Origin of the sequence: Ruegeria sp. HKCCA6707 (assembly GCF_013033515.1) — a bacterium.
In the GTDB taxonomy this organism is placed as follows: Bacteria; Pseudomonadota; Alphaproteobacteria; order Rhodobacterales; family Rhodobacteraceae; genus Ruegeria.
In genome coordinates this window covers 1,138,316-1,160,713 of sequence record NZ_WQEG01000001.1, presented here as the reverse complement: position 1 = coordinate 1,160,713, position 22,398 = coordinate 1,138,316, and the positions used below count along the sequence as shown (strand labels likewise).

Below are 22,398 nucleotides of genomic sequence, written 5' to 3'. Positions count from 1 at the left end.
CGCTTACGCAATGGCGCGCGACCGGCCCGCGTTGCGACCCGAGAAGATACAACCGCCCAAAAACGTGCCTTCCAGCGCGTTATACCCATGGTATCCGCCGCCGCCAAAGCCTGCGACCTCACCCGCCGCAAACAGGCCGGGAACAACCTGCCCATCAGCACCGATCATCTGACTGTCCAGATTGGTTTGCAAACCGCCCAGGGTCTTGCGGGTCAGGATATGCAGTTTCACTGCGATCAACGGGCCGTTGGCCGGATCCAGGAACCTATGGGGTTTGGCCGTACGGATCAGCCGGTCACCGCGATAGTTTCGCGCAGCCAAAATGGCCATCATCTGCGCATCTTTCGAGAACGGGTTGTCGACCTGAGAATCCCGGGCTTCGATCTGCGCTCGCAGATGGGCTTCATCGATCAGGCCGCCCCCAAGGTGGTTCATTCCATTGACCAACTCGGTCAGTGTATTCGCCACAACGAAATCTTCGCCCTTTTCCTTGAACGCCTCAACCGGGGCCGTTGCTTTGGACCCGGACAGGATGCGCTGGCGGATCACTTCTTTCCAACTGCCCGAGGTGAAGTCGGGGTTCTGCTCTGACCCGGACAAGGCGAATTCCTTCTTGATCACCTTCTGTGTCAGAACGAACCAGCTGTATTCGTAGCCTGTTTTCAGAATCTCGCGCAACGTTCCCAACGTGTCAAAGCCGGGCAGGCAGGGCGGTAGCAGCCGGTTGCCGCGTGCATCGAACCACATGGAGCTTGGGCCGGGCAAAACGCGTATGCCATGCGAAGGCCAGATCGGATCCCAATTGCGCACACCTTCGGTGTAATGCCACATGCGGTCGCCATTGATCACATGCCCGCCCGCCTTTTCCGAGATCGGGATCATCCGACCATCCACATGGAACGGAACTCCCGCGACCATATCCTTGGGCGGTGCGCCAAGCCGCTCGCGCGGCCAGTTCTTGCGCACCATCTCGAAATTGCCGCCAATACCGCCAGAGGTCACGATGACTGAGGGTGCATAAACCTCGAACTCGCCGGTCTCATCGCGGTTGGTCTTGGCACCCTGCGGGGCGGTATCGTCCGCCAGAACCTCGCCCGAGACGCCTTTGGCCGCACCGTTTTGCATTATGATGTGGCTGACCTGATGACGAAACCGCAGTTGGATCAGCCCGGCACTGACATGTTCACGCACGCGGCGGATGAAATGTTCCAGAACACCCGGACCCGTGCCCCATGTGATGTGAAACCGGGGCACCGAGTTTCCGTGACCGTTGGCATAGGATCCACCCCGTTCAGCCCAACCCACAACTGGGAACCAGCGCAGGCCCATCTGGTGCAGCCAGGGGCGCATTTCGCCCGAGGCAAACTCGACGAAGGCCTCGGCCCATTTGCGTGGCCATGCGTCTTCGTCGCGATCAAACTGTGCACTGCCCATCCAGTCACGCAAAGCCAGATCCTGGCTGTCGCGAATACCCATGCGGCGTTGTTCGGGCGTGTTTACCATGAACAGGCCGCCCAGGCTCCAGAACGCCTGACCACCCAGAAAGTGTTCCGGCTCTTGATCGACGATAATCACCGACTTGCCGCGATCCCCAAGCTCGGCAGCGGCAGCCAGCCCGGCCAGTCCAGCACCAACGACAATCGCATCTGCAGAGTTATTGGTCATCGCGTGTCCTTTCAGCGATTGCGGAACCAGGCAAGGAAAGGCAACACGACCACATACATGGTTATCCCGTAGACCGCCGAGGGCAGCGCCAGCGGGCTGAACCCGCTTTCGGTGCCCGTTATCAGCGCGGCCAGTGTTATGCCCAGCGTCGAGTTTTGAATCCCCGTTTCGATCGAGATTGTTTTACTCTCGGTCCACGACAGTTTTGCGGCACGTGCCAATCCAAGCCCGATCAGCAAAAGCGCGATGTTCAGGGTGATTAACCCTGCGCCCATTATGCCCAGGTTTTCAACGAAAAGCTGCCAGTTCCCGGCCAGCGCAGCGATCACGATCAGCACAAACAGAACCGTTGCCGCTTTTGACAAAGGGGCATCAACCCGGTCAGCAAAGCTGCGCGCGAAGTGGCGCAGGCTGACCCCGATGGCGACGGGCAGCGTTGTGATCAGGAACATGGCGACCGCCAAACCGGTGATCGAGACCTCAGGCGCGTCAGACCCCATGAAATGGTTGATCGACCATGCCGCCAGAATAGGCACGGTCAGGATCGACAACAGGCTGATCACCGCCGTCAGGCTAACGGACAGCGCCACATCAGCCTTCGCCAGCTTTGACAGAATGTTGCTTGTCACGCCGCCCGGACACAGGCTGAGGATCATAAAGCCAACCGCGATCTCGGGCGGCAATGCGAACAGCGTGACAGTGATGAACGCCGCAATCGGCAACAGCAGAACCTGACACACCGCGCCAATGGCAAAAGCATGACCTCGCTGCAGAACGCGGCGAAAATCGGCGACCTCAAGCCCGATCCCCAAAGACAGCATGATGATCGCCAGAGACAGGGGCAGGCCCACGCCAATCAACAAGTCCACGTCCCACTCCTCCCAAAGCCACGTCAGGTCAGCCTATGCGAGGGGGGAAGGCTCAGGCAACAGCGCCGTTAGGTCAGCCGTAGCGTTGCACGAAACGGCGCAGGATTTCGCCGGGCTGGGTGACGGTCGCTGAATGGCAAAGGTCGATCAGCTTTTGCGCATCTTCAGGAGGGAAATAGCCGTAATTTTTGTAGATATTGATGCGGTGTTCGAAATCGGCAGCATCGGCTTCGGGGTGAAACTGAGTGGCATAGACGTTTTGCCCCCAACGGATCATCTGAAACGGGCAGGGGTCGGACGCGACCAGATGCACGCAGCCATCGGGCAGGGCTTGCACCGCCTCTTTGTGGCCGACAAAGGCCTCGAAACTTGAGTGTAAACCGGCGGTCAGCGGGTCTTGGGCCCCGTGTTCCGTCAGTCGGCATTCAGAGGGGCCCACCGGCTCGCCATATTGACGTTTACTAACGTCACCACCTAGATGCGCGGCGAGAATGCCCAGACCATAACAACATCCCATATACGGGTGATCCTGCACCGTGATCTGAGGCATCAACCCCATGATCGCCCCTTCGATCTTGGCATCCAACGCAGATTTACTGGCCGGGTCGTCGCTGACGCAGCCTGGCCCGCCCCCAACGATCACACCGGCATAATCCGTCACGTCCAGCCCGGCGGGCAAGTCTTCACGGTCCAGCCGAATGCGATGGGCGCGCTTGGCGTCCAGACCCGCGCGGTTCAGGATCGACGCAAACTCGGCATCAGACGCATCGGTTTCCGGGCGCAATTGCAGGATCAGGAATTTTTTCATGTTTGGCTCATACTTGTCACAGCGGCCAAAACACAAGGATGGCGGGGACTGAGACGGCGATGATCAGGATCTCAAGCGGTAGGCCCATGCGCCAGTAGTCGCCGAAATGATACCCGCCGGGCCCCAGAACCAAGGTATTGTTCTTGTGCCCGATCGGAGTAAGAAACGCGGCTGAGGCCGCCACAGCGACAGTCATCAGGAACGGGTCGGGCGAGACACCCAGCGTTTGCGCCATCTGGATACCGACCGGGGCCGCGACGATGGCCGTGGCCGTGTTGTTCAACAAATCCGAAAGCGTCATCGTCACCACCATCAGAACGGTCAGAATGGCCCAGGCGGGCAGGCCGTTTGTGATCTGGATCAGCGCGTTTGCGATCAACTCGGTCCCTCCCGAGGTCTCAAGCGCGCTGCCCAGCGGTATCATCGAGCCCAGCAGTACCACCACCGGCCATTCGATATGGTTGTAGATATCGGCGATTGGCATGATCTTGGTCAGAACATAGGCAATGACCACCAATCCCAATGCAATGGGTAGGTAAATCAACCCGATACTGGCGGCCAGAACTGCCGCAGCAAACAGCCCGATGGCCAGCCCTGCTTTGTCATTGGCGGTTACGTTCAGGCCACGCGTCGCCAAGGGCAGGCATCCCAGCCATTCGGTCACATCCGTGCCGCGATCTCGGGGGCAGAGCAATAGCAAGATATCGCCCGCCTCAACCTCGGTCTTGCGGACCTGTTCGGTGATCTGGCGCCCCTGACGCGATATCCCCATCAACACCGTGCTTTGCCGCCAGGCCAGCCCCAGCCCCTGCGCAGTGCGCCCGGTGATGCGGGCGTTTTCAGTGGCGACGACTTCGATTACTTCAACCCCGTCGCCCTCGGCCGTGAGCACCTCCTGGCGCCGCGTGTCCGAGAAATCGAGATTCAGGGCTGCGCGGAACTCATCCAGCGCTTCGGGGCGGGCTTCCAACACCAGCGCGTCGCCCTCTTTCAACGTCGCATGGGCCGAGCGCCCATATCGCCGCTTGCCATCACGGATCAGGCCGATAATGGCCACATCCGATTTTTCAGCAGCTTCGTAAAGCTCGCTGACGCGCTTGCCGATATGGGCGGACTCGGCGGGTATCGTAAGCTCGGCGATATATTCCGCCAACGCTTCGGAGGTTTCTTTTTGCGGCCCTCGGTTGGGGATCAACCGCCAGCCGATCAATGCCACAAAGGCCAGCCCTGCGATGGCCGCCAAGCCACCGACAGGCGCGAAGTCGAACATCTTGAAGGGCTCGCCCAGCGTTTCCTGCCGGATCGAGGCGATGATGATGTTCGGTGGGGTTCCGATCAACGTGGCCATACCACCCAAAATCGTGGCGAAACTCAGGGGCATCAGCGTCAGGCCTACGGAACGCCCCGCTTTGCGTGCGGTCTGAATGTCGACGGGCATCAGCAGCGCCAGCGCAGCCACGTTGTTCATGAAGGCCGACAGCACCGCACCGATCCCGCCCATCAGCGCGATATGGGCACCCAAGCCGCGCGAGGCATCCACCAGACTGCGCGTGATCAAGAACACCGCGCCCGACCGGACCAGGCCGGCAGAGACTACCAGAACCAAAGCGACAATGATTGTGGCAGGATGACCAAATCCGGCAAAGGCGTTGTCGACGGGCACAACGCCCAGAACAACGCCGATCATAAGCGCCGCAAAAGCCACAAGGTCATACCGGAAGCGACCCCAAAGCAACATTCCAAAAACAGTGATGAAAAGGGCGAAAAGAATGATTTGATCTGTCGTCATGGCGCTACCATACCCGCAAGGGGACGTCTCGCAAGCCGCTCTCTTGATCCTGCCCCCCGCAAACGTCTATATGAGCGCCGAATACGCAATCACGATGACGAGGACGCACCATGGCAGGCCATTCCAAATGGGCCAATATCCAGCACCGCAAGGGACGTCAGGACGCCGCGCGGTCCAAGCTGTTTTCCAAACTGTCGAAAGAGATCACCGTCGCCGCCAAGATGGGCGACCCCGATCCCGACAAGAACCCGCGCCTGCGTCTTGCGGTGAAAGAGGCCAAGTCCAATTCTGTCCCCAAGGATGTGATCGACCGCGCGATCAAGAAGTCGGTTGCGGGCGAAGGCGATGATTACGAAGAAATCCGCTATGAGGGCTACGGCCCCAATGGCGTCGCGGTCATCGTCGAGACAATGACCGACAACCGCAACCGCACCGCCTCGACCGTGCGTTCGACCTTTTCAAAAAATGGCGGCAATCTGGGTGAAACCGGTTCGGTTGGCTTCATGTTCGACCGCAAGGGCGAGGTGGTATATCCGGCCACGGCGGGGGATGCCGATACCATCTTTGAAGCGGCCATCGAGGCTGGTGCCGAAGATGTCGAAAGCTCGGAAGACGGCCACATCATCTGGTGCGCGGATACTGATCTGAATGATGTATCGAATGCGCTCGAGTCTGCGCTGGGCGAGTCTGAGTCCACCAAGTTGATTTGGAAGCCTACGACCACGACCGAGCTGGGTCTGGAAGATATGCAAAAGCTGATGAAGCTGGTGGACGCGCTGGAAGACGATGACGATGTGCAGCGCGTAACCACAAACTTCGAGGCCACCGACGAGGTGATGGCACAGCTCTGAGCCACGTCCGACAGAATTATTGTTCAAACCCGGCCTGTTGAGCCGGGTTTTTCATTTGCACCGCTTTCGCCCGCGCGCTTAGAGTTCAGGTGCATGGCAGACGAACAACAAGATCTCAAGCGACGCAACCTGCCGGTTCTGGCCGGGCAAAGCATTCTGTCTCAGGTGGCGTGGACACTGGGCAGCCCGTCGGTTGTTCTGCCGTTTCTTGCCGTGTCTCTTGAAGTTCCAATGTTCCTGGCAGGCGCGCTTGTGTCCGTGCGCATGGTCGGCAGCATGATCTCGGACGTGTTTCTTGCGCAGCCCATCGCGGCGCAGAGACGAAAGAAGCGTGGTATTGCGCTGACTGAAATTGCAATCGGCTGCTGTTTGTTCATGGCCATTCTGATTGCATCCGTCGGGCATGTTCCGCTAACGGCTGTTGCCTTTGTCGCCGCCTTTTTCCTGATTGGGCTGATCGAAGAAGGGCAGGCACTGATGTTTTCGGATGTCATGGGCGATCACCTGAGCTCCAAGGCCCGTATGGTCGTGAACTACCTGCAGCTTGGAGTTGGCGGGTTGGGGGCGATCGGGATCGCTTTGCTGGTCCACCAAATCACCAAAGACAACCCGCCATTCTCGCGCCATTCGACGGTCATCGCCGTATCCATCGCATTCTTTTCGCTGTCTGCGCTTTGCATTCTGGCGATGGCGGAAAGGGCTGTGGATCAGGATAAAGAAAACGCGGCCCCAAAATCGCGCCGAACACTGCGGCAGGTTGTTGGAGGTATCGTGGGGATGTTCGAGTACCCTTGGTTCCGCCGGTACATGGTAATGCGCCTGCCACTGGTTGCGGTCACGCTTTCGGTTCCGTTCTTCGCTCTGATCGCCGCCGAAGCGCATCACACATCGGCCAAAGGTCTGACAGCCATGATCGTATCGTCTGCATCAGGTTATTTGGTATCTGCGCCTTTGTGGCAGTTCATCAACCTCAAGTCGCACCGGGCGGTTATGGTGACAGGGACACTCATGGTCGCTGTCACGGGAATAGTCCTATTGGCTTTTCACTACTTGCACATAGACCACCAAGTTCATCTGCATGCGGTTGCGTTATTCGTCGTCTCGGTCGCGGTGACTGGGGTCGGCAGCGCACGAAAACTGTACTTCTTGGACGTCGCCCCCAAGGACCAGCGAATCCAAGGTGCAGCGGCCGTCAAAAGCATATGCCGACTGGTCGGAGTGGTGCTGTCGGCGGCTTTGGCTGCAGTTGCGCATACGAATGAAGTCGCGCTGGCGATCGTGTTTATCGTACTTGTCAGCCTGTGGGCCTCTTTTGCCTGTTTCTGGATCGTGGATCCCAAAGCGTCAAAGGCCGTTTAAGTCCGAGGTCTAAGTGCCTGGACTGCCTGCTTTTTCACGGCTTGGGTCAAGGGTTTCAAAGCGGGCCCTAGGATGCGGCCAACCTGCCAGCTCAGGGCAACGTCCAGCGGGCTCTCTGGTATGATCTCGCACAGGGTGCCATTGCTCAGCCCCTTTTGCACAAGGCGTTCCGGGTTCATACCCCATCCCAACCCGGCGGTTGCGGCTTCTACAAAGCCTTGGGTGGACGGCACAAAATGGGTCGGGGGCGACAAGCGTTTTCCTGTAACCTGCGTGACCCACTTTTTTTGCAAATTGTCCTTGCGGTTGAATGTCAGGCAGGGCGCGACCTGCAGAGCTTTGGAAGTTACACCATCTGGAAACCATTTGTCTGCAAAGCTCGGGCTGGCCGTCGCCAGGTAACGCATCTGCCCCAGCGAGAATGTGTCGCAACCTGTTATGGTCTGCCCGCCCACAGTGATTGCTGCGCTGACCTCACCGCGTCTGAGCCATTCAGCGGAATGGTCCTGATCATCGATCACCAGATCAAACAGCAGCCCGTCAACCGCGGCCATTGCGTCCATGAACCAGGTGGCGAGAACGTCAGCCGGAACAGCTATGCGCACGCGCGCTGCACCGTGGTTCTGGTCCAGCGACAGATCACGGTTCAACTGCGCCTCAAGCAGGTCGATGCTGCTGGCATGTTGGGCGATCCTCAACCCCGCAGGCGTACCGGTGCACGGGGTGCCCCGACGTACCAGCGTCACGCCAAGCCTGTCTTCTAACGCTTTGATGCGTTGAGAGATCGCGGAGGGCGTAACCGACAATTCATCGGCAGCAGCATCGAAGCTGCCATGGCGCAGGATCGCCGCCAGGGCAGACAAGTGGTTGGGATCGAATTGCATTAGCTGTACTTAATCTGAGTAAGAAACATTAATTTGATAGAAGTCCACCAACCCTCTAGTCAACACGGCAATCAAGGGGGTGGCATGTCCGTACCGTTCATCGCAGGTTTTGTTCTGGGCTTTAGCCTTATCCTGGCCATTGGCGCTCAGAATGCGTTTGTCTTGCGCCAGGGGTTACGGCGTGAGCACGTCCTTCCGATTTGCCTGACATGCGCCGTTTCGGATGCCGTCTTGATCGCTGCTGGCGTCGCCGGGTTCGGAACCCTTGCTCAGGCCGTTCCTTGGTTTGAGACCGTCATGCGTTATGGCGGTGCGTTGTTTCTGACCTGGTACGGGCTGCGCAGTCTTGCGTCGGCCTGGCGCGGCGGCGCGGTGATGGAGGTGGGCGCGGGCAAGGGTATTAGCTTGCATACCGCCTTGCTGACCGTTCTGGCATTCACTTGGCTGAATCCGCATGTTTATTTGGATACCGTGGTTCTGATTGGGTCTATCTCGGCCCAATATGAGGACCGTTTCAGCTTTGCCGTAGGCGCCATGGTTTCAAGCTTTGTCTTCTTCTTTTCGCTGGGCTTTGGAGCGCGCCTTTTGTCGCCGATCTTTGTGCGCGAAAAATCCTGGCAAATCCTCGATTTGATCATCGGGGCTGTCATGTTGGCGATCGCCTACAAACTTGTTGCCATGTGAAGGGTTGTTGCCCGCTCGGTTTAGGTGTTCAAGCACAGGCATGAATGTATCACCCGCTCCAAACCGACCCGCGGTCGGCATGTTCTGGATGCTGTCCGCAGGGCTGTGCTTTGTGGTCATGACTGCGCTGGTCAAGTCCTTGGGGACCACCGTGAACCCGATTCAAGCAGCGTTCTTGCGGTTCGTGTTTGGTCTGGTCTTCCTCTTGCCTGCATTGCAGGCCATTCGAGCAACGCAGCTTACACCCCGTTTGCTGACCCTTTTCGGACTGCGCGGCGTGGTGCATGCCTTGGCTGTGATGCTGTGGTTTTTTGCGATGACGCAGATCCCTTTGGCTGAAGTGACCGCAATGAACTATATGACGCCGATCTATGTGACCTTGGGTGCCGCGCTGTTTCTGGGTGAAAAACTCGCCTTCCGTCGCATCGCTGCGATTGGGGTGGCGCTGATCGGTGTGCTGATCATCCTGCGCCCTGGTTTTCGCGAAGTTTCGATAGGTCACCTGGCGATGTTGGGAACAGCTTTGATGCTGGGGGCATCCTATCTTTTGGCCAAGCTCTTGGTGCGCGACGTCAAACCGGCGGTCGTCGTCGCACATATGTCGATCTGGGTCACGATTGCGCTCATCCCTTTCGCGCTGGCGGTTTGGGTCCAGCCCAGCTTGCGTGATCTGGCAGTGCTGTTCCTCGTTGCCAGCTTTGCAACGGCGGGCCACTATTTCATGACACTTGGGCTTCAGGCCGCACCGGTGGCCGTAACCCAACCGGTCACCTTCCTGCAGTTGATCTGGGCCACGGCGCTGGGCGCGTTGGTCTTTCACGAAAGCGTCGACATCTGGGTCGTAGCGGGTGGAACAGTGATCGTCGCTGCGGTCAGCTTTATCTCGTGGCGCGAAGCCAGATTGAACCGCAAGGCCGTGACACCGCCCGACGTCGAAACCAAATTCTAGTGACACCCACTGACGCTCGGTTCTTGATTGACGAGTCAATAAAAACGCCGTAGCGTTTTGACACGTTGCCTGTGTCTGAGGTGTAGCAATGCCAAAACTCGGAATGGAGCCACTGCGCCGGGACGCGATCATCAAAGCGACGATCGCCGAGTTGGGTGCGGCCAAATCCCTGGATGTTACTGTCAGCCAGATCGCTAAACGCGCAGGCATGTCCAGCGCGCTGGCCCATCACTATTTTGGTGGCAAGGATCAGATATTCCTGGCCGCGATGCGACGCATCCTGTCCGATTTTGGGGCCGAGGCGCGGGCCGAATTGAAGAAAGCCGCTCCGGGTGAACGGGCCCAGGCCATTATCCGGGCCTGTTTTGCACCGTCCTGCTTTACGCCCAACGTGATCACGGCATGGATGACCTTCTATGTTCTGGCTCAGACCAACCCGGACGCGTTGCGTTTGTGGCAGATCTACCAGGCGCGGATTCGGTCGAATTTAGTCGACGCTTTGCGCGACAAGCTGCGCGACCCTGTCGAGGGTGCTGAAAACATGATCGCCTTGATTGACGGGCTCTATATCCGCGCGGCTCTGACTGCACCAAAAGAACCGCAACTGGCGGTGAACCACGCGATGCGGGTTCTCGACACCTTGCTCGAGGCGGAAAAATGACACAACCCAACATTCTGATCCTGATGGTGGATCAGCTCAACGGAACCCTCTTTCCTGACGGTCCCGCCGAATGGCTGCATGCTCCTAACCTCAAGAAACTGGCCGCCCGTTCGACCCGTTTTGCCAATGCCTATACGGCATCACCGCTCTGCGCGCCGGGACGGGCCAGCTTCATGTCCGGGCAACTGCCCTCGCGCACCGGGGTTTATGACAACGCGGCCGAGTTCCGCAGCGATATCCCCACATATGCGCATCATCTGCGCCGCGCGGGCTATTACACCTGCTTGTCGGGCAAGATGCATTTCGTCGGCCCCGATCAGATGCACGGGTTCGAGGATCGCCTGACCACGGATATTTACCCGGCCGATTTTGGCTGGACCCCGGACTACCGAAAACCAGGTGAGCGGATCGACTGGTGGTATCACAACATGGGATCGGTCACCGGCGCCGGTGTCGCCGAAATCTCGAACCAGATGGAATATGATGACGAGGTCGCCTATCACACCAAGGCCAAGCTTTATGATCTGGCGCGCGGCAAGGACGACCGCCCATGGTGCGTGACCGTCAGCTTTACCCATCCGCATGATCCCTACGTGGCGCGGCGCAAATACTGGGACCTGTATGAGGATTGCGACCATCTGCTGCCTGAGGTGGCGGATCTGGGATATGACAATCAAGTCCCGCATGCGCAGCGTATTTTCGACGCCAATGACTGGCGCTGTTTTGACATCACCGAAGACGACATCCGCAAATCCCGCCGCGCTTATTTCGCCAATATCTCCTACCTCGACGACAAGATTGGTGAGATCCTCGACGTGCTCGAGGCAACCCGGCAGGACGCGATCATCCTCTTCGTCTCAGATCACGGCGATATGCTGGGCGAAAAGGGGCTGTGGTTCAAAATGAACTTCTACGAAGGGTCGGCCCGCGTGCCCTTGATGATCTCGGCGCCGGATCTTCCACCTGGCCGGATCGAAACGCCGGTGTCCACGATTGACGTCACCCCGACTCTGGGTGCGCTAGCCGGGGTCGACATGGCTGAAATCGCTCCGTGGACAGATGGAGAAGACCTTGTGCCGCTGGCGCAGGGCTCCGAGCGTACTGCGCCCGTGGCGATGGAATACGCAGCCGAAGCCTCCTATGCGCCTCTTGTGTCCTTGCGCTATGGCAAATGGAAATACAATCGATGCGCGCTGGATCCCGACCAACTGTTTGATCTGGACAGTGATCCGCATGAGTTAACCAATCTGGCCGACCGCCCCGAACATGCAGGCACGCTGCAATCGTTGCGGGCCAATTCCGAGGCGCGCTGGGATCTGGATCAGTTCGATGCCGATGTGCGCGCCAGTCAGGCCCGCCGCTGGGTGGTCTATGAGGCGCTGAGACAGGGCGGCTATTACCCGTGGGACTACCAGCCGCTGCAAAAAGCATCCGAGCGTTACATGCGGAACCATATGGACCTGAACATCGTCGAGGAAAGCCAACGCTTCCCGCGTGGCGAATGACCTCTTCATCTTTTCGAAAATACTCCCGCCGGCGGCGTAAGGCTGTCCCAGCGGGCAAGGAGCTATGAGAATGGAAGCAGATTTTGTCATCGTTGGAGCCGGGTCCGCCGGATGTGCGATGGCTTACCGGCTTAGCCTGGCCGGGGCCTCGGTTTTGGTGATTGAACATGGTGGGACTGACGCAGGCCCGTTCATTCAGATGCCTGCGGCGCTGAGCTACCCGATGAACATGCGCCGGTATGACTGGGGTTACCTGTCCGAACCCGAACCTCATCTGAACAATCGCCGTCTGGTTTGTCCGCGCGGAAAGGTCATTGGCGGGTCGTCTTCGATCAACGGCATGGTCTATGTGCGCGGCCACGCGCGTGATTTTGACACCTGGGCCGAGATGGGGGCCGACGGATGGTCCTATGCCGACGTGCTGCCCTATTTCAAACGCATGGAGTCCTGGCATGATGGCGGGCACGGAGGGGATCCAGCCTGGCGGGGCACAGATGGTCCACTGCACGTGTCGCGCGGCCCAAGGGAAAACCCTCTGTTTCAGGCCTTTGTCGATGCCGGGCGACAAGCCGGGTATGAGGTCACAGGTGACTATAACGGGGAAAAGCAGGAAGGCTTTGGGCCGATGGAGCAGACGGTCTGGAGGGGCCGACGCTGGTCGGCGGCAAATGCTTACCTGAAGCCCGCGCTCAAACGCGACAATTGCGAGATCGTGCGCGGCCTGGCAGCCCGCGTCGTCATGGAACATGGTCGGGCAGTTGGGGTCGAACTGATCCGAGGCGGGCGGAAAGAGGTCATCCGCGCGCGGCGCGAAGTGGTTCTGGCGGCATCCTCGATCAACTCGCCCAAGCTGCTGATGTTGTCAGGAATTGGCCCTGCAGCGCATCTGGCCGAACATGGGATCAAGGTGGTCGCAGATCGCCCGGGCGTGGGGGCAAATCTTCAGGATCATCTTGAGCTTTATATCCAGCAGGCATCCCTGCAGCCAATTACGCTTTACAAATACTGGAACCTGATCAGCAAAGGGCTAATCGGCGCGCAATGGCTGTTTACAAAAACCGGGCTGGGGGCTTCGAACCAGTTTGAAAGCGCGGCCTTCATCCGGTCGGCGGCCGGGGTCGAATATCCCGATATCCAGTATCATTTCCTACCGATGGCGGTGCGCTATGACGGGCAGGCCGCGGCAGAGGGGCATGGGTATCAAGCCCATGTCGGGCCCATGCGTTCGCCGTCGCGCGGGGCAATCACTTTGCGCTCAGCCAAGCCAGAAGATGCGCCGATGATCCGGTTCAACTATATGAGCCACGAAAAGGATTGGGAGGATTTCCGCACCTGTATTCGCCTGACCCGCGAGATATTCGGTCAGGATGCGTTCAAGCCCTACAAAGGCAAGGAAATTCAGCCCGGTGAAGCTGTTCAAAGCGATGACGAGCTGAATGCATTTATCGCGGAACATGCCGAAAGCGCTTATCACCCTTGTGGCACCTGCAAGATGGGGCGGGCTGAAGACCCTTCAGCGGTGGTTGATCCTGAAGGGCGCGTGATCGGGGTGGACGGGTTGCGTGTGGCAGACAGCTCGGTTTTCCCGCAGATCACCAATGGCAATCTCAACGCGCCGTCGATCATGGTGGGTGAGAAGATGTCGGATCATCTTTTGGGCAAGGAGGCTTTGCCGAAAGCCAATGATCGCCCCTGGATCCATCCAAATTGGGCAGTGGCGCAACGTTAGGTGTCTGCTGTAAGGAGTATCGTGAAAGGGCAATGTATCGCATCCGTTTGATCCGCGTCAAAGCCGGTTGGAATAGACGCGCCTAGTCTGCAGTGAAACTGCAATCAAGGAGCGAACAGAATGTCCCATACACCGCATGAACTGGCGGAAGAATTTCCAGACAAAGTCGAAGCGATGAGCCAGTTGAAGCAGACAGATGCACATTTCGCGCGTCTGGCGGACGAGTATCACGAAATCAACCGCGCGGTTCACCGGGCTGAAACCAATGTCGAGCCCATGGAAGAGCTGGCCGAGGTCGAGCTGCGCAAAAAACGCGCGGTATTGAAGGATGAGATCTGGGCGATCCTGTCGAAAGCCTGATTATGTGTCCGAGACCGGGGTGGGGGCTCTGCCCCCGTCGCGGCAGGCCGCGACTCCCCCGAGGTATTTTTGAACAGAAGAAGATTAGGTGACTGTGTAAGGCAGGGTCTTTCGGGTATGGGTGTCGATGGACAAGCGGCGTTCCAGTGGCGGGACCGAGCGTTGATGGCAGTTTTGCCGTTCGCAGATGCGGCAGGAAATGCCGATTGGCTCATAGGAACTGGCGTTATTGAGGTCGAGGTTGTCGGCATAGACCAGCGCTTCGGCGTGGCGCACCTCACATCCCAGAGCTATGGCGTAGCGGCGAACGGGTGAACCAAAAGAACCGCCGGATTTCGATACATCACGCGCCAAAGAGATATAGCGCACGCCATCCGGAGTTTCTGCCAGTTGCTGCAGGAAATGGCCCGGCGTCTCGAAGGCGCGGTGGACGTTCCAAAGGGGGCAAGCACCGCCGAAGCGGGCAAATTGCAACCGTGTGGCGGAATGGCGCTTGGTGATAGTTCCCGCCTGATCGACGCGTACAAAGAAGAACGGAATACCTTTTGCACCGGGCCGTTGCAGAGTCGAGAGCCGATGGGCGACCTGTTCGATCGAGGCGCCAAAGCGGTTGCTGAGTATCTCAAGATCATGGCGGCAGTCCTGCGCGGCGGCAAGGAAAGTGCCGTAGGGCATCAGTGATGCCCCTGCAAAGTAGTTTGCCAAGCCGATTTTGGCGATGGCACGGGCTTCTTCGCTGTGGAATTTTGCGAAGTCCAGTGTTGCCTCAAGCAGCTTATCCTGTTGGATCAGCGCTACTTGCAGCAGAATTTGGAACGCTTGCGTAGACGAGGCGGCCCGCGACGAAATCCGCAGACTTTTGCCAGCGGCATCATAGCTGCGGAGGGTTTCGGTATCAGCGAACGTGACCTGAATGCCTTGGCGTGACAGGCTGGCGATCGCGGCTTGACGGATCCCGCCTGTTTCATCCGCCTGTCTGGCGAAATTTTCGGCGGCGCGGTCGACGGCGTCGATATAGTTGTCACAATAATGGAAAAAGTCCCGCACCTCTTCCCATGGGCTGGCTTGCACGCGTGCGTCTTCGCGTCCCAGCGCTTCGTCCAGCGAGGCCAGGCGCTCGTGGGTTTGTCGATAAACGCGGTGCAATTCGATAAAGGCGCGGGCCAAGGCGGGGGCGTTCGACGCGGTCAGGCGCAAATCGGCCAGGGGTGGTATCGCGTCGGCAAAGGCCGGATCCGCGAGGGCCTCGCGCATATCCGAGACCAGGCGCTCGCTGTCGCCGGTGCTGAGTTCGGTCACGTCCATACCAAACTCTTGCGCCAATGCCAGAACAACCGTGGTCGAGATTGGACGGTTGTTGTTCTCCATCTGGTTCAGATAGGGCAGGGAGACGCCGAGTTTGGCTGCGAATTCCTTTTGTGTGAGGTTCAGACGCGTGCGCATTTCGCGCAGTTTGGCGCCGGCATAGAGTTTTTGGGTGGCCATGCATCGCCTTTGCAGTTTTTCTGATCTGAAAAACTAACTTTGCAAACCTCTTGTGGCAAGCCGGTCTACAGACCCAATTGCTTTTCGCGCCAGATTACCGCGTTGATGGCGCAGATCGCCAGGATGGCTGTGATCAGCATCAGCCAGAGCAGCGGCATGGCGCCGGTTTCTACGGTTAGCAGCGCACCGGCCAAAGCGCTGAGCGCAGCGCCTCCACCCAGCATGATTGCGCCGCTTAGGCCGGATGCGGTTGCGGCCAGATGGGGCCGGACGGAAAGAGCGCCCGAAGTGGCGTTGGGGATCGACATGCCATTCCCGAGCCCGACAAAGGTCATCAATCCAAAAAAGCTGATTGCAGTTCCAAGCCCTGTCAGAACCAGCGATGCGGACATGATCACGCCGACAGCGTTGAGCAAGCAGCCCCAAAGGACCATCCGGTTGACGCCGAAGCGTACCGAAAATCGGCCGCTGATGAAATTGCCGAAGAAATACCCCAAGGCAGGAGCACCGAAATAAACACCAACCTGGGCGGCGCTCAGGCCGAAGACTTCGGTTCCGACAAAAGGGGCTCCGCCCAGATAGGCAAAGAAAGCCCCAGAGGAAAACGCCGACGACAGGGAATAGCCCCAGAACCGTGGTGAGGTGAGCAATTCGGGGTATTCACGAAACTGTTGAAGCAAGGTTTTGCCACTGGTCGCTGCGGTTTCGCCGAAATCCCTGTAGGTCAGAATCAGCGTCAGGGCACCGAGCGCGAAGGGCATCCAGAAATTGGCCTTCCATCCAAAGGTTTCTTCCAGCACTCCACCAATAGCCGGGCCGATCATAGGGACCACCGCCATGCCCATGGTCACATATCCGATCATCGAGGCCGCCTGGTCCTGGTCATACATGTCTCGAACAGCAGCCCGGCTCAGGACCATGCCTACGACGATAATCGCCTGACACATGCGGAAGGCCAGAAAAACCTCGACATTTGGGGCGTAGATGCAGCCCAGTGTCGCCAGCAGGAACAGGCTTAGCCCCCACATCAAGACAGGGCGCCGTCCGGCCTTGTCGGCGACCGGGCCGATCAGAACTTGCAGCACCGCATTGACCAGAAGGTACAGAGCGACCGAAAGCTGCATGACCCGGTAATCAGTCTCAAAGTAGACCGCCATATTCGGCATGCTGGGCAGATAGACATTCATGCTCAGAGCCGAGAGGCCAGAGAGCAGGACCAGCGTCGCAATCGTTGGGGGCGTCCGGCTGACAGCCGATGTTCTGAACTGCATGGTTCACCCATAGAGTCTTGTTTTGAGAATTGCCATGGGCGAATTTGGCCTGCTGTAAGATTTGCTGATTTGCAATTTTACGACGATATATTGCTGAAGATTTGCAAATTTGCCGAATATCGCTTTGGAACCGGCTGCACTGTCGGTATGTTCGCGGCAAATTTCATAGGGGAATACCGTCATGAAAGATATCCTTTCCGAACTCGAAGACCGCCGGAGCAATGCGCGGCTGGGCGGTGGGCAGAAACGGATTGAGGCTCAGCATGCTCGTGGCAAGCTGACCGCGCGCGAGCGGATCGAGCTTTTGGTCGATGAGGGCAGCTTTGAAGAGTTCGACATGTTTGTCAGCCATCGCTGCACTGATTTTGGAATGGAAAAACAAAGGCCCGCTGGCGACGGGGTGGTGACGGGCTGGGGCACGATCAATGGCCGTATGGTCTATGTGTTCAGTCAGGATTTTACCGTGTTCGGCGGGTCTCTGTCGGAAACCCATGCGCAGAAGATTTGCAAGATCATGGATATGGCCATGCAGAACGGCGCGCCTGTGATTGGCATCAACGACTCGGGTGGAGCCCGGATTCAGGAAGGCGTGGCGTCACTTGCAGGCTATGCCGAAGTGTTTCAGCGCAACATCATGGCCTCGGGCGTGGTGCCGCAGATCAGCGTGATCATGGGCCCTTGTGCCGGGGGTGCGGTCTATAGCCCGGCGATGACGGATTTCATCTTCATGGTCAAAGACACATCCTACATGTTCGTCACCGGGCCAGATGTGGTGAAAACAGTCACCAACGAGGTGGTCACCGCCGAGGAACTAGGTGGTGCCTCGACTCATACCAAAAAATCCTCGGTCGCCGATGGCGCGTTCGAAAACGATGTCGAAGCGCTGGCCGAAGTGCGCCGACTTGTCGATTTCCTGCCGCTCAACAATCGTGAAAAGCCACCCACGCGGCCTTTCTTTGATGATCCAAGCCGGGTGGAGACGTCACTGGACACATTGATCCCCGATAACCCGAACACGCCCTATGACATGAAAGAGCTGATCACCAAAGTGGCGGATGAGGGCGACTTTTATGAGATTCAGGAAGACTATGCCAAGAACATCATCACCGGTTTTATACGGCTTGAAGGCCAGACGGTCGGCGTAGTCGCCAATCAGCCGATGGTTCTGGCAGGCTGTCTGGATATCGACAGTTCGCGCAAGGCAGCGCGGTTTGTGCGGTTCTGCGACTGTTTCGAAATCCCGATCCTGACGCTGGTGGATGTGCCCGGGTTCCTGCCGGGGACATCTCAGGAATATGGCGGCGTGATCAAGCACGGAGCCAAGCTGTTGTTTGCCTATGGTGAAGCGACGGTGCCCAAGGTCACTGTCATCACTCGCAAGGCTTATGGCGGGGCCTATGACGTTATGGCGTCCAAACACCTGCGAGGTGATTTCAACTATGCCTGGCCCACCGCTGAAATTGCCGTGATGGGCGCTAAAGGCGCAACCGAGATCATTCACCGCGCCGATCTGGGCGACAGTGAAAAGATTGCGCAGCACACGCAAGACTATGAAGAGCGCTTTGCCAACCCGTTTGTTGCCGCTGAACGTGGGTTCATCGACGAGGTGATCATGCCGCATTCAACACGTCGCCGGGTTTCGCGCGCCTTTGCCAGCCTGAGGAACAAGCAGCTGACGAATCCGTGGAAAAAGCACGACAATATTCCGCTCTGACGCGCACAGAAGGCCTGTTAGCCCCCGATGATCCGCACCAAAAGACATATCCCCGCGCAAGCTTTGAGGCGCGCGCGCGCGACCCCGGAAAGAGGAGGCCGCATTATGCGGTTCCGGGGTCGTGGATGTGTTTTGGCGATCATGTTGTGTTGTCCGGCCTTTGCGCAAAACCTTCTGCCTGTCCCCTCGGGCCAGCCGGTCGAGTTGAACGACGTTTTGCTGGACAACAACCCCGGTGAGCTTTGGGTGCGGTTCCGGTTTGTTGCGCCCAAAATCGGCGCGACCGTCGGGCGTATCACCTATGACATCGCGGCCATAGACATGGCACATCTATGCGAGGCTTTGGCCGTACCCTACGTCGCGCAGCATGGTTTGGATCCGGCCCGTATCGTGATTTCATTTGCAGACCGCGCGCTGGAGTTTGGCGCGTCGACGCCCGAGGCCACTCAGTTCTTTGAAGCCTACCGGTTGGATGACAGCCAGTGTATCTGGGAAGGGCTCTGACCATGACCACGGTTCATGTGCCACAGGCAATCTATTCCACCCCTAGCTCCTCGGAGAATTCAATGGCTTGCCCAGCCTTTTCACCCTTGCGTCGAAATTCGCAGATGTTGATCGGAGAAACACCATGCTGAAGCATCGTGGTTTTCCTGGGCGTCTGACCGGCACCGACTTCCAGTTCACCATTCGTCGCGCGAACCCGAAAGGCGCAACGCTGCTGACCCGGAGAGAGCGTTTTCGGGATCGCAAACCCGCCGACAGACGCGCGGATGCCGCTTTTGTCGAGGCGCTTTGGCTACATTTCGGCGATCAGCCGTTCGAACGCGGAAACCTGGATGCGGGGCGCCTCAGCTGGCTCTTTGGACGCGAAGTGATAGCGGCAGAGGAGCCTTTTGATCCAACAAGTTACGAAGCGCTTCTGGTGATCGACCCGGTCGTTTTGCAGCAATCTTTCCCTGATGTTTTTGATCGGGCCGGGCAGGCGTGACCTTTGCCAGGGGACATATCAATGGGCCAGGCATGGACCGTTTCGGCGCAAATCTGCGCGTGTCCCAACGGAATGGGCGGGATTCAGCCGGAAAGCAATGCGCTGAAATAACGATGTTTGTTTGCTCGGAGGGCGGATGCAACCTACACGTGCCGTGCGGCTCTGTTTTGCCTGCGTCGCACATGCACCTACTATTCCGTACCCCTTCCTTACGCGGGCAGGCATGTGTCCCCCACATTCACCTGCCCGCGCTTTTCTTTGCGCACAAGCTTGCTTGTCGGCGGCGCAAGTTTGCGCATCTGCCTGAAATTGAGCGCGTGTTATTGAATATCAACGCGGATTTCGTGCATCTGACGGCCCAATCGACAAGACAACCAGAAGGGCAGTCATCATGCGTATCTCGCGATTCTTCTTTGTGGCAGCAACCTGCGCGGGCCTTGCGGCCTGCGGCGACTCGACCGGCGAACAGGCCTTGCTGGGCGGTGGCGCCGGGGCCGTTGGGGCGGCTGTTCTCAACGCTGATCCGATTCTCGGCGCGGCCGTCGGGGCTGCCGGTAACGTGCTTTACTGCAAAACCCAAAACAACTGTAACTGACACAGCTATTCGAGGCGCTCGGCGTCTCAATTCTATTCACACGCAACGCCGCCGCGGGGTTCATGCCCTGGGGCGGCGTTTTTGCGTTTCCCGAACACCAAGCCAAAGGACGTTCCATGTTCAATAAGATCCTGATCGCCAACCGGGGCGAGATCGCCTGCCGAGTCATTAAGACCGCGCGCAAGATGGGTATCGGCACCGTCGCCATCTATTCCGATGCGGACAGGAATGCGTTGCATGTGTCGATGGCGGATGAAGCCGTCCATATCGGTCCGCCCCCGGCCAACCAGTCTTATATCGTGATTGATAAGGTGATGGACGCGATCCGCCAAAGCGGCGCGCAGGCGGTGCATCCGGGCTATGGCTTTCTGTCGGAAAACGCCAAATTCGCCGAAGCGCTAGAGGCCGAGGGCGTCGCCTTTGTCGGCCCACCCAAAGGTGCGATCGAAAGCATGGGTGACAAGATCACCTCAAAAAAGATCGCGCAGGAGGCGGGCGTGTCCACTGTGCCCGGCTATATGGGACTGATCGAGGATGCGGATGAGGCCGTCAGGATTTCCAACGAGATCGGCTATCCGGTGATGATCAAGGCCAGTGCCGGTGGCGGTGGTAAGGGGATGCGGATCGCCTGGAATGATGAGGAAGCGCGCGAAGGGTTTCAGTCTTCCAAGAACGAGGCTGCGAATTCCTTTGGGGATGATCGGATCTTTATCGAGAAATTTGTCACCCAGCCGCGCCATATCGAAATTCAGGTGCTCTGCGACAGCCACGGCAACGGCATTTATCTGGGTGAGCGCGAATGCTCGATCCAGCGCCGCAATCAGAAAGTGGTTGAAGAAGCCCCGTCGCCTTTCCTTGATCCCGAAACACGCCGCGCGATGGGGGAACAGGCCGTCGCCCTGGCCAAGGCGGTGGATTACGCAAGCGCCGGAACGGTCGAGTTCATCGTTGATGGGGACAAGAATTTCTATTTCCTGGAAATGAACACTCGCCTACAGGTTGAGCATCCGGTGACCGAGCTGATCACAGGCGTCGATCTGGTGGAACAGATGATCAGGGTGGCTGCGGGCGAGAAGCTTTCGATCACGCAGGATGACGTGACCCTGACCGGCTGGGCCATCGAAAACCGCCTTTACGCCGAAGACCCCTATCGCAATTTCCTGCCTTCGATCGGGCGTCTGACCCGTTATCGCCCACCGCAGGAGGTTGCTGCTGGCCCTATGGCCGAAGCCCGCACATGGCCGGATATCGAGCCTGGCTGGCTTTTGACACGGGAACAAGACGCTGCCGTTCGCAATGACACTGGCGTCTATGAAGGCGGTGAGATCAGCATGTATTACGACCCGATGATCGCCAAGCTATGCACCTGGGCTCCGACCCGCGAGCAGGCGATCGAGGCGATGCGCGTGGCGCTCGACAGTTTTGAGGTCGAAGGCATCGGCCACAACCTGCCGTTTCTGTCGGCGGTGATGGATCACCCGAAATTTGTCAGCGGCGACATGACCACCGCGTTTATCGCAGAGGAATACCCAGACGGGTTTGACGGAGTGATCCTGCCCGAAGGCGACCTCCGCCGCATCGCTGCGTCTTGTGCGGCCATGCATCGGGTTGCCGAAATCCGCCGCACCCGCGTGTCTGGCCGGATGGACAATCACGAACGCAAGGTGGGCAAACGCTGGAATGTCGCGCTGCAAGGCCAGGAGTTTGATGTATCGGTCGAAGCAGACAAGCAAGGTGCCACGGTTGAATTTGCTGATGGGGAAGCTTTGCGAGTCGCCTCGGATTGGACGCCTGGGGATCAGCTGGCTGAGTTGGATGTCGACGGCTCTCCGCTTGTGATGAAAGCCGACAAGATCTCGGGTGGGTTCCGCATCCGCAATCGGGGCGCAGACCTGAAAGTGCATGTGCGCCGCCCACGTCAGGCCGAGCTGGCCAAGCTGATGCCCGAGAAACTGCCGCCTGATACTTCGAAGATGCTGCTTTGTCCCATGCCCGGCCTCATCGTGAAGGTCGATGTCGAAGTTGGGCAGGAAGTGCAGGAGGGGCAGGCGCTGTGCACCGTCGAAGCGATGAAGATGGAAAACATCCTGCGCGCCGAGAAAAAGGGTGTGGTCGCCAAGATCAACGCAGGCCCAGGCGACAGTCTGGCCGTAGACGACGTGATCATGGAGTTTGAATAACCTTGTTCGCCGCTTTGCCATACCATCCGGGGACGCTAGCGCATGACGCTGG

At 58.4% G+C, this 22,398-nt stretch carries 21 protein-coding genes; 13 read left to right on the top strand and 8 right to left on the bottom strand.

The features are described from left to right. Positions 1-3: 3 nt before the first annotated feature. From GOW40_RS05700 to GOW40_RS05685, 4 genes are all read right to left on the bottom strand, one after another. Positions 4-1,665 carry an FAD-binding dehydrogenase gene (locus GOW40_RS05700; protein ID WP_171133517.1) on the bottom strand — a complete coding sequence of 554 codons (1,662 nt, stop codon included), beginning with the start codon at positions 1,663-1,665 and terminating at the stop codon, positions 4-6. Positions 1,666-1,676: 11 nt separating this feature from the next. Further along, the gene (locus GOW40_RS05695) at positions 1,677-2,534 is read right to left on the bottom strand and encodes a bile acid:sodium symporter family protein (protein WP_171230899.1); all 858 of its coding nucleotides are present in this window, start codon (positions 2,532-2,534) and stop codon (positions 1,677-1,679) included. 73 nt (positions 2,535-2,607) lie between these two features. Further along, a complete protein-coding gene (locus GOW40_RS05690) occupies positions 2,608-3,342 on the bottom strand; it encodes a glutamine amidotransferase (protein ID WP_171133515.1) in 735 nt (244 codons plus the stop codon). 16 nt (positions 3,343-3,358) lie between these two features. Next, a complete protein-coding gene (locus tag GOW40_RS05685; protein ID WP_171230898.1) occupies positions 3,359-5,131 on the bottom strand; it encodes an SLC13 family permease in 1,773 nt (590 codons plus the stop codon). A 110-nt stretch (positions 5,132-5,241) separates the two neighbouring features. Between GOW40_RS05685 and GOW40_RS05680 the strand changes: the two genes are divergently transcribed. Beyond that, positions 5,242-5,982 carry a YebC/PmpR family DNA-binding transcriptional regulator gene (locus tag GOW40_RS05680; protein ID WP_171101876.1) on the top strand — a complete coding sequence of 247 codons (741 nt, stop codon included), beginning with the start codon at positions 5,242-5,244 and terminating at the stop codon, positions 5,980-5,982. Between the two features lie 93 nt (positions 5,983-6,075). Beyond that, complete coding sequence (locus tag GOW40_RS05675) at positions 6,076-7,341, top strand: permease (protein WP_171133513.1); 1,266 nt, start codon at positions 6,076-6,078, stop codon at positions 7,339-7,341. Here the strand turns inward: GOW40_RS05675 and GOW40_RS05670 are convergent. Further along, entirely contained in the window at positions 7,338-8,225 is an 888-nt protein-coding gene (locus GOW40_RS05670; RefSeq protein ID WP_171133512.1) for a LysR family transcriptional regulator ArgP, read from the bottom strand. The two genes, GOW40_RS05675 and GOW40_RS05670, sit on opposite strands and share 4 nt — an antisense overlap. Before the next feature lie 84 nt (positions 8,226-8,309). Here GOW40_RS05670 and GOW40_RS05665 point away from each other — a divergent pair, with 84 nt between their 5' ends. From GOW40_RS05665 to GOW40_RS05640, 6 genes are all read left to right on the top strand, one after another. Then, on the top strand, positions 8,310-8,909 hold the full coding sequence (locus GOW40_RS05665) for a LysE/ArgO family amino acid transporter (protein ID WP_171133511.1): 600 nt from the start codon (positions 8,310-8,312) through the stop codon (positions 8,907-8,909). Positions 8,910-8,949: 40 nt separating this feature from the next. Further along, positions 8,950-9,858, top strand: a complete 909-nt coding sequence (locus GOW40_RS05660; RefSeq protein ID WP_254444274.1) for a DMT family transporter — start codon at positions 8,950-8,952, stop codon at positions 9,856-9,858. A gap of 88 nt (positions 9,859-9,946) precedes the next feature. After that, complete coding sequence (gene betI, locus GOW40_RS05655; protein ID WP_171133510.1) at positions 9,947-10,519, top strand: transcriptional regulator BetI; 573 nt, start codon at positions 9,947-9,949, stop codon at positions 10,517-10,519. Then, positions 10,516-12,024 carry a choline-sulfatase gene (gene betC / locus GOW40_RS05650; protein ID WP_171133509.1) on the top strand — a complete coding sequence of 503 codons (1,509 nt, stop codon included), beginning with the start codon at positions 10,516-10,518 and terminating at the stop codon, positions 12,022-12,024. The genes betI and betC overlap by 4 nt, the downstream gene beginning before the upstream one ends. A 70-nt stretch (positions 12,025-12,094) precedes the next feature. Further along, positions 12,095-13,753 carry a choline dehydrogenase gene (gene betA / locus GOW40_RS05645; protein WP_171133508.1) on the top strand — a complete coding sequence of 553 codons (1,659 nt, stop codon included), beginning with the start codon at positions 12,095-12,097 and terminating at the stop codon, positions 13,751-13,753. A 120-nt stretch (positions 13,754-13,873) separates the two neighbouring features. Further along, the gene (locus GOW40_RS05640; RefSeq protein ID WP_171101883.1) at positions 13,874-14,113 is read left to right on the top strand and encodes a YdcH family protein; all 240 of its coding nucleotides are present in this window, start codon (positions 13,874-13,876) and stop codon (positions 14,111-14,113) included. Positions 14,114-14,197: 84 nt separating this feature from the next. Here the strand turns inward: GOW40_RS05640 and GOW40_RS05635 are convergent, their stop codons facing one another. From GOW40_RS05635 to GOW40_RS05625, 3 genes are all read right to left on the bottom strand, one after another. Further along, the gene (locus GOW40_RS05635) at positions 14,198-15,598 is read right to left on the bottom strand and encodes a short-chain fatty acyl-CoA regulator family protein (RefSeq protein ID WP_171133507.1); all 1,401 of its coding nucleotides are present in this window, start codon (positions 15,596-15,598) and stop codon (positions 14,198-14,200) included. 65 nt (positions 15,599-15,663) lie between these two features. Beyond that, positions 15,664-16,869 (bottom strand): multidrug effflux MFS transporter, encoded by a 1,206-nt coding sequence (locus GOW40_RS05630; RefSeq protein WP_171133506.1) that lies wholly within the window; start codon positions 16,867-16,869, stop codon positions 15,664-15,666. A 3-nt stretch (positions 16,870-16,872) separates the two neighbouring features. Further along, positions 16,873-17,052: a hypothetical protein gene (locus tag GOW40_RS05625; protein WP_171133505.1), complete on the bottom strand. Its 180-nt coding sequence runs from the start codon at positions 17,050-17,052 to the stop codon at positions 16,873-16,875. Here GOW40_RS05625 and GOW40_RS05620 point away from each other — a divergent pair. From GOW40_RS05620 to GOW40_RS05600, 5 genes are all read left to right on the top strand, one after another. Further along, positions 17,051-18,583, top strand: a complete 1,533-nt coding sequence (locus GOW40_RS05620; RefSeq protein ID WP_171133504.1) for an acyl-CoA carboxylase subunit beta — start codon at positions 17,051-17,053, stop codon at positions 18,581-18,583. The two genes, GOW40_RS05625 and GOW40_RS05620, sit on opposite strands and share 2 nt — an antisense overlap. A gap of 105 nt (positions 18,584-18,688) precedes the next feature. Continuing rightward, positions 18,689-19,087, top strand: a complete 399-nt coding sequence (locus GOW40_RS05615) for a DUF6497 family protein (RefSeq protein WP_254444273.1) — start codon at positions 18,689-18,691, stop codon at positions 19,085-19,087. Between the two features lie 124 nt (positions 19,088-19,211). After that, positions 19,212-19,571, top strand: a complete 360-nt coding sequence (locus tag GOW40_RS05610; RefSeq protein ID WP_171133503.1) for a hypothetical protein — start codon at positions 19,212-19,214, stop codon at positions 19,569-19,571. Between the two features lie 391 nt (positions 19,572-19,962). Beyond that, complete coding sequence (locus tag GOW40_RS05605) at positions 19,963-20,166, top strand: hypothetical protein (protein ID WP_171101889.1); 204 nt, start codon at positions 19,963-19,965, stop codon at positions 20,164-20,166. A gap of 116 nt (positions 20,167-20,282) precedes the next feature. Continuing rightward, positions 20,283-22,346, top strand: a complete 2,064-nt coding sequence (locus GOW40_RS05600; protein ID WP_171133502.1) for an acetyl/propionyl/methylcrotonyl-CoA carboxylase subunit alpha — start codon at positions 20,283-20,285, stop codon at positions 22,344-22,346. Positions 22,347-22,398 lie beyond the last annotated feature (52 nt).

Bases quoted from the DNA above. Each gene is read 5' to 3' on its own strand.
- GOW40_RS05700 (WP_171133517.1), bottom strand. From the start codon at position 1,665: ATGACCAATAACTCTGCAGATGCGATTGTCGTTGGTGCTGGACTGGCC.
- GOW40_RS05690 (WP_171133515.1), bottom strand. From the start codon at position 3,342: ATGAAAAAATTCCTGATCCTGCAATTGCGCCCGGAAACCGATGCGTCT.
- GOW40_RS05685 (WP_171230898.1), bottom strand. From the start codon at position 5,131: ATGACGACAGATCAAATCATTCTTTTCGCCCTTTTCATCACTGTTTTT.
- GOW40_RS05680 (WP_171101876.1), top strand. From the start codon at position 5,242: ATGGCAGGCCATTCCAAATGGGCCAATATCCAGCACCGCAAGGGACGT.
- GOW40_RS05675 (WP_171133513.1), top strand. From the start codon at position 6,076: ATGGCAGACGAACAACAAGATCTCAAGCGACGCAACCTGCCGGTTCTG.
- GOW40_RS05670 (WP_171133512.1), bottom strand. From the start codon at position 8,225: ATGCAATTCGATCCCAACCACTTGTCTGCCCTGGCGGCGATCCTGCGC.
- GOW40_RS05665 (WP_171133511.1), top strand. From the start codon at position 8,310: ATGTCCGTACCGTTCATCGCAGGTTTTGTTCTGGGCTTTAGCCTTATC.
- GOW40_RS05660 (WP_254444274.1), top strand. From the start codon at position 8,950: ATGAATGTATCACCCGCTCCAAACCGACCCGCGGTCGGCATGTTCTGG.
- betI (WP_171133510.1), top strand. From the start codon at position 9,947: ATGCCAAAACTCGGAATGGAGCCACTGCGCCGGGACGCGATCATCAAA.
- betC (WP_171133509.1), top strand. From the start codon at position 10,516: ATGACACAACCCAACATTCTGATCCTGATGGTGGATCAGCTCAACGGA.
- betA (WP_171133508.1), top strand. From the start codon at position 12,095: ATGGAAGCAGATTTTGTCATCGTTGGAGCCGGGTCCGCCGGATGTGCG.
- GOW40_RS05640 (WP_171101883.1), top strand. From the start codon at position 13,874: ATGTCCCATACACCGCATGAACTGGCGGAAGAATTTCCAGACAAAGTC.
- GOW40_RS05635 (WP_171133507.1), bottom strand. From the start codon at position 15,598: ATGGCCACCCAAAAACTCTATGCCGGCGCCAAACTGCGCGAAATGCGC.
- GOW40_RS05630 (WP_171133506.1), bottom strand. From the start codon at position 16,869: ATGCAGTTCAGAACATCGGCTGTCAGCCGGACGCCCCCAACGATTGCG.
- GOW40_RS05620 (WP_171133504.1), top strand. From the start codon at position 17,051: ATGAAAGATATCCTTTCCGAACTCGAAGACCGCCGGAGCAATGCGCGG.
- GOW40_RS05625 (WP_171133505.1), bottom strand. From the start codon at position 17,052: ATGACGGTATTCCCCTATGAAATTTGCCGCGAACATACCGACAGTGCA.
- GOW40_RS05615 (WP_254444273.1), top strand. From the start codon at position 18,689: ATGCGGTTCCGGGGTCGTGGATGTGTTTTGGCGATCATGTTGTGTTGT.
- GOW40_RS05610 (WP_171133503.1), top strand. From the start codon at position 19,212: ATGCTGAAGCATCGTGGTTTTCCTGGGCGTCTGACCGGCACCGACTTC.
- GOW40_RS05605 (WP_171101889.1), top strand. From the start codon at position 19,963: ATGCGTATCTCGCGATTCTTCTTTGTGGCAGCAACCTGCGCGGGCCTT.
- GOW40_RS05600 (WP_171133502.1), top strand. From the start codon at position 20,283: ATGTTCAATAAGATCCTGATCGCCAACCGGGGCGAGATCGCCTGCCGA.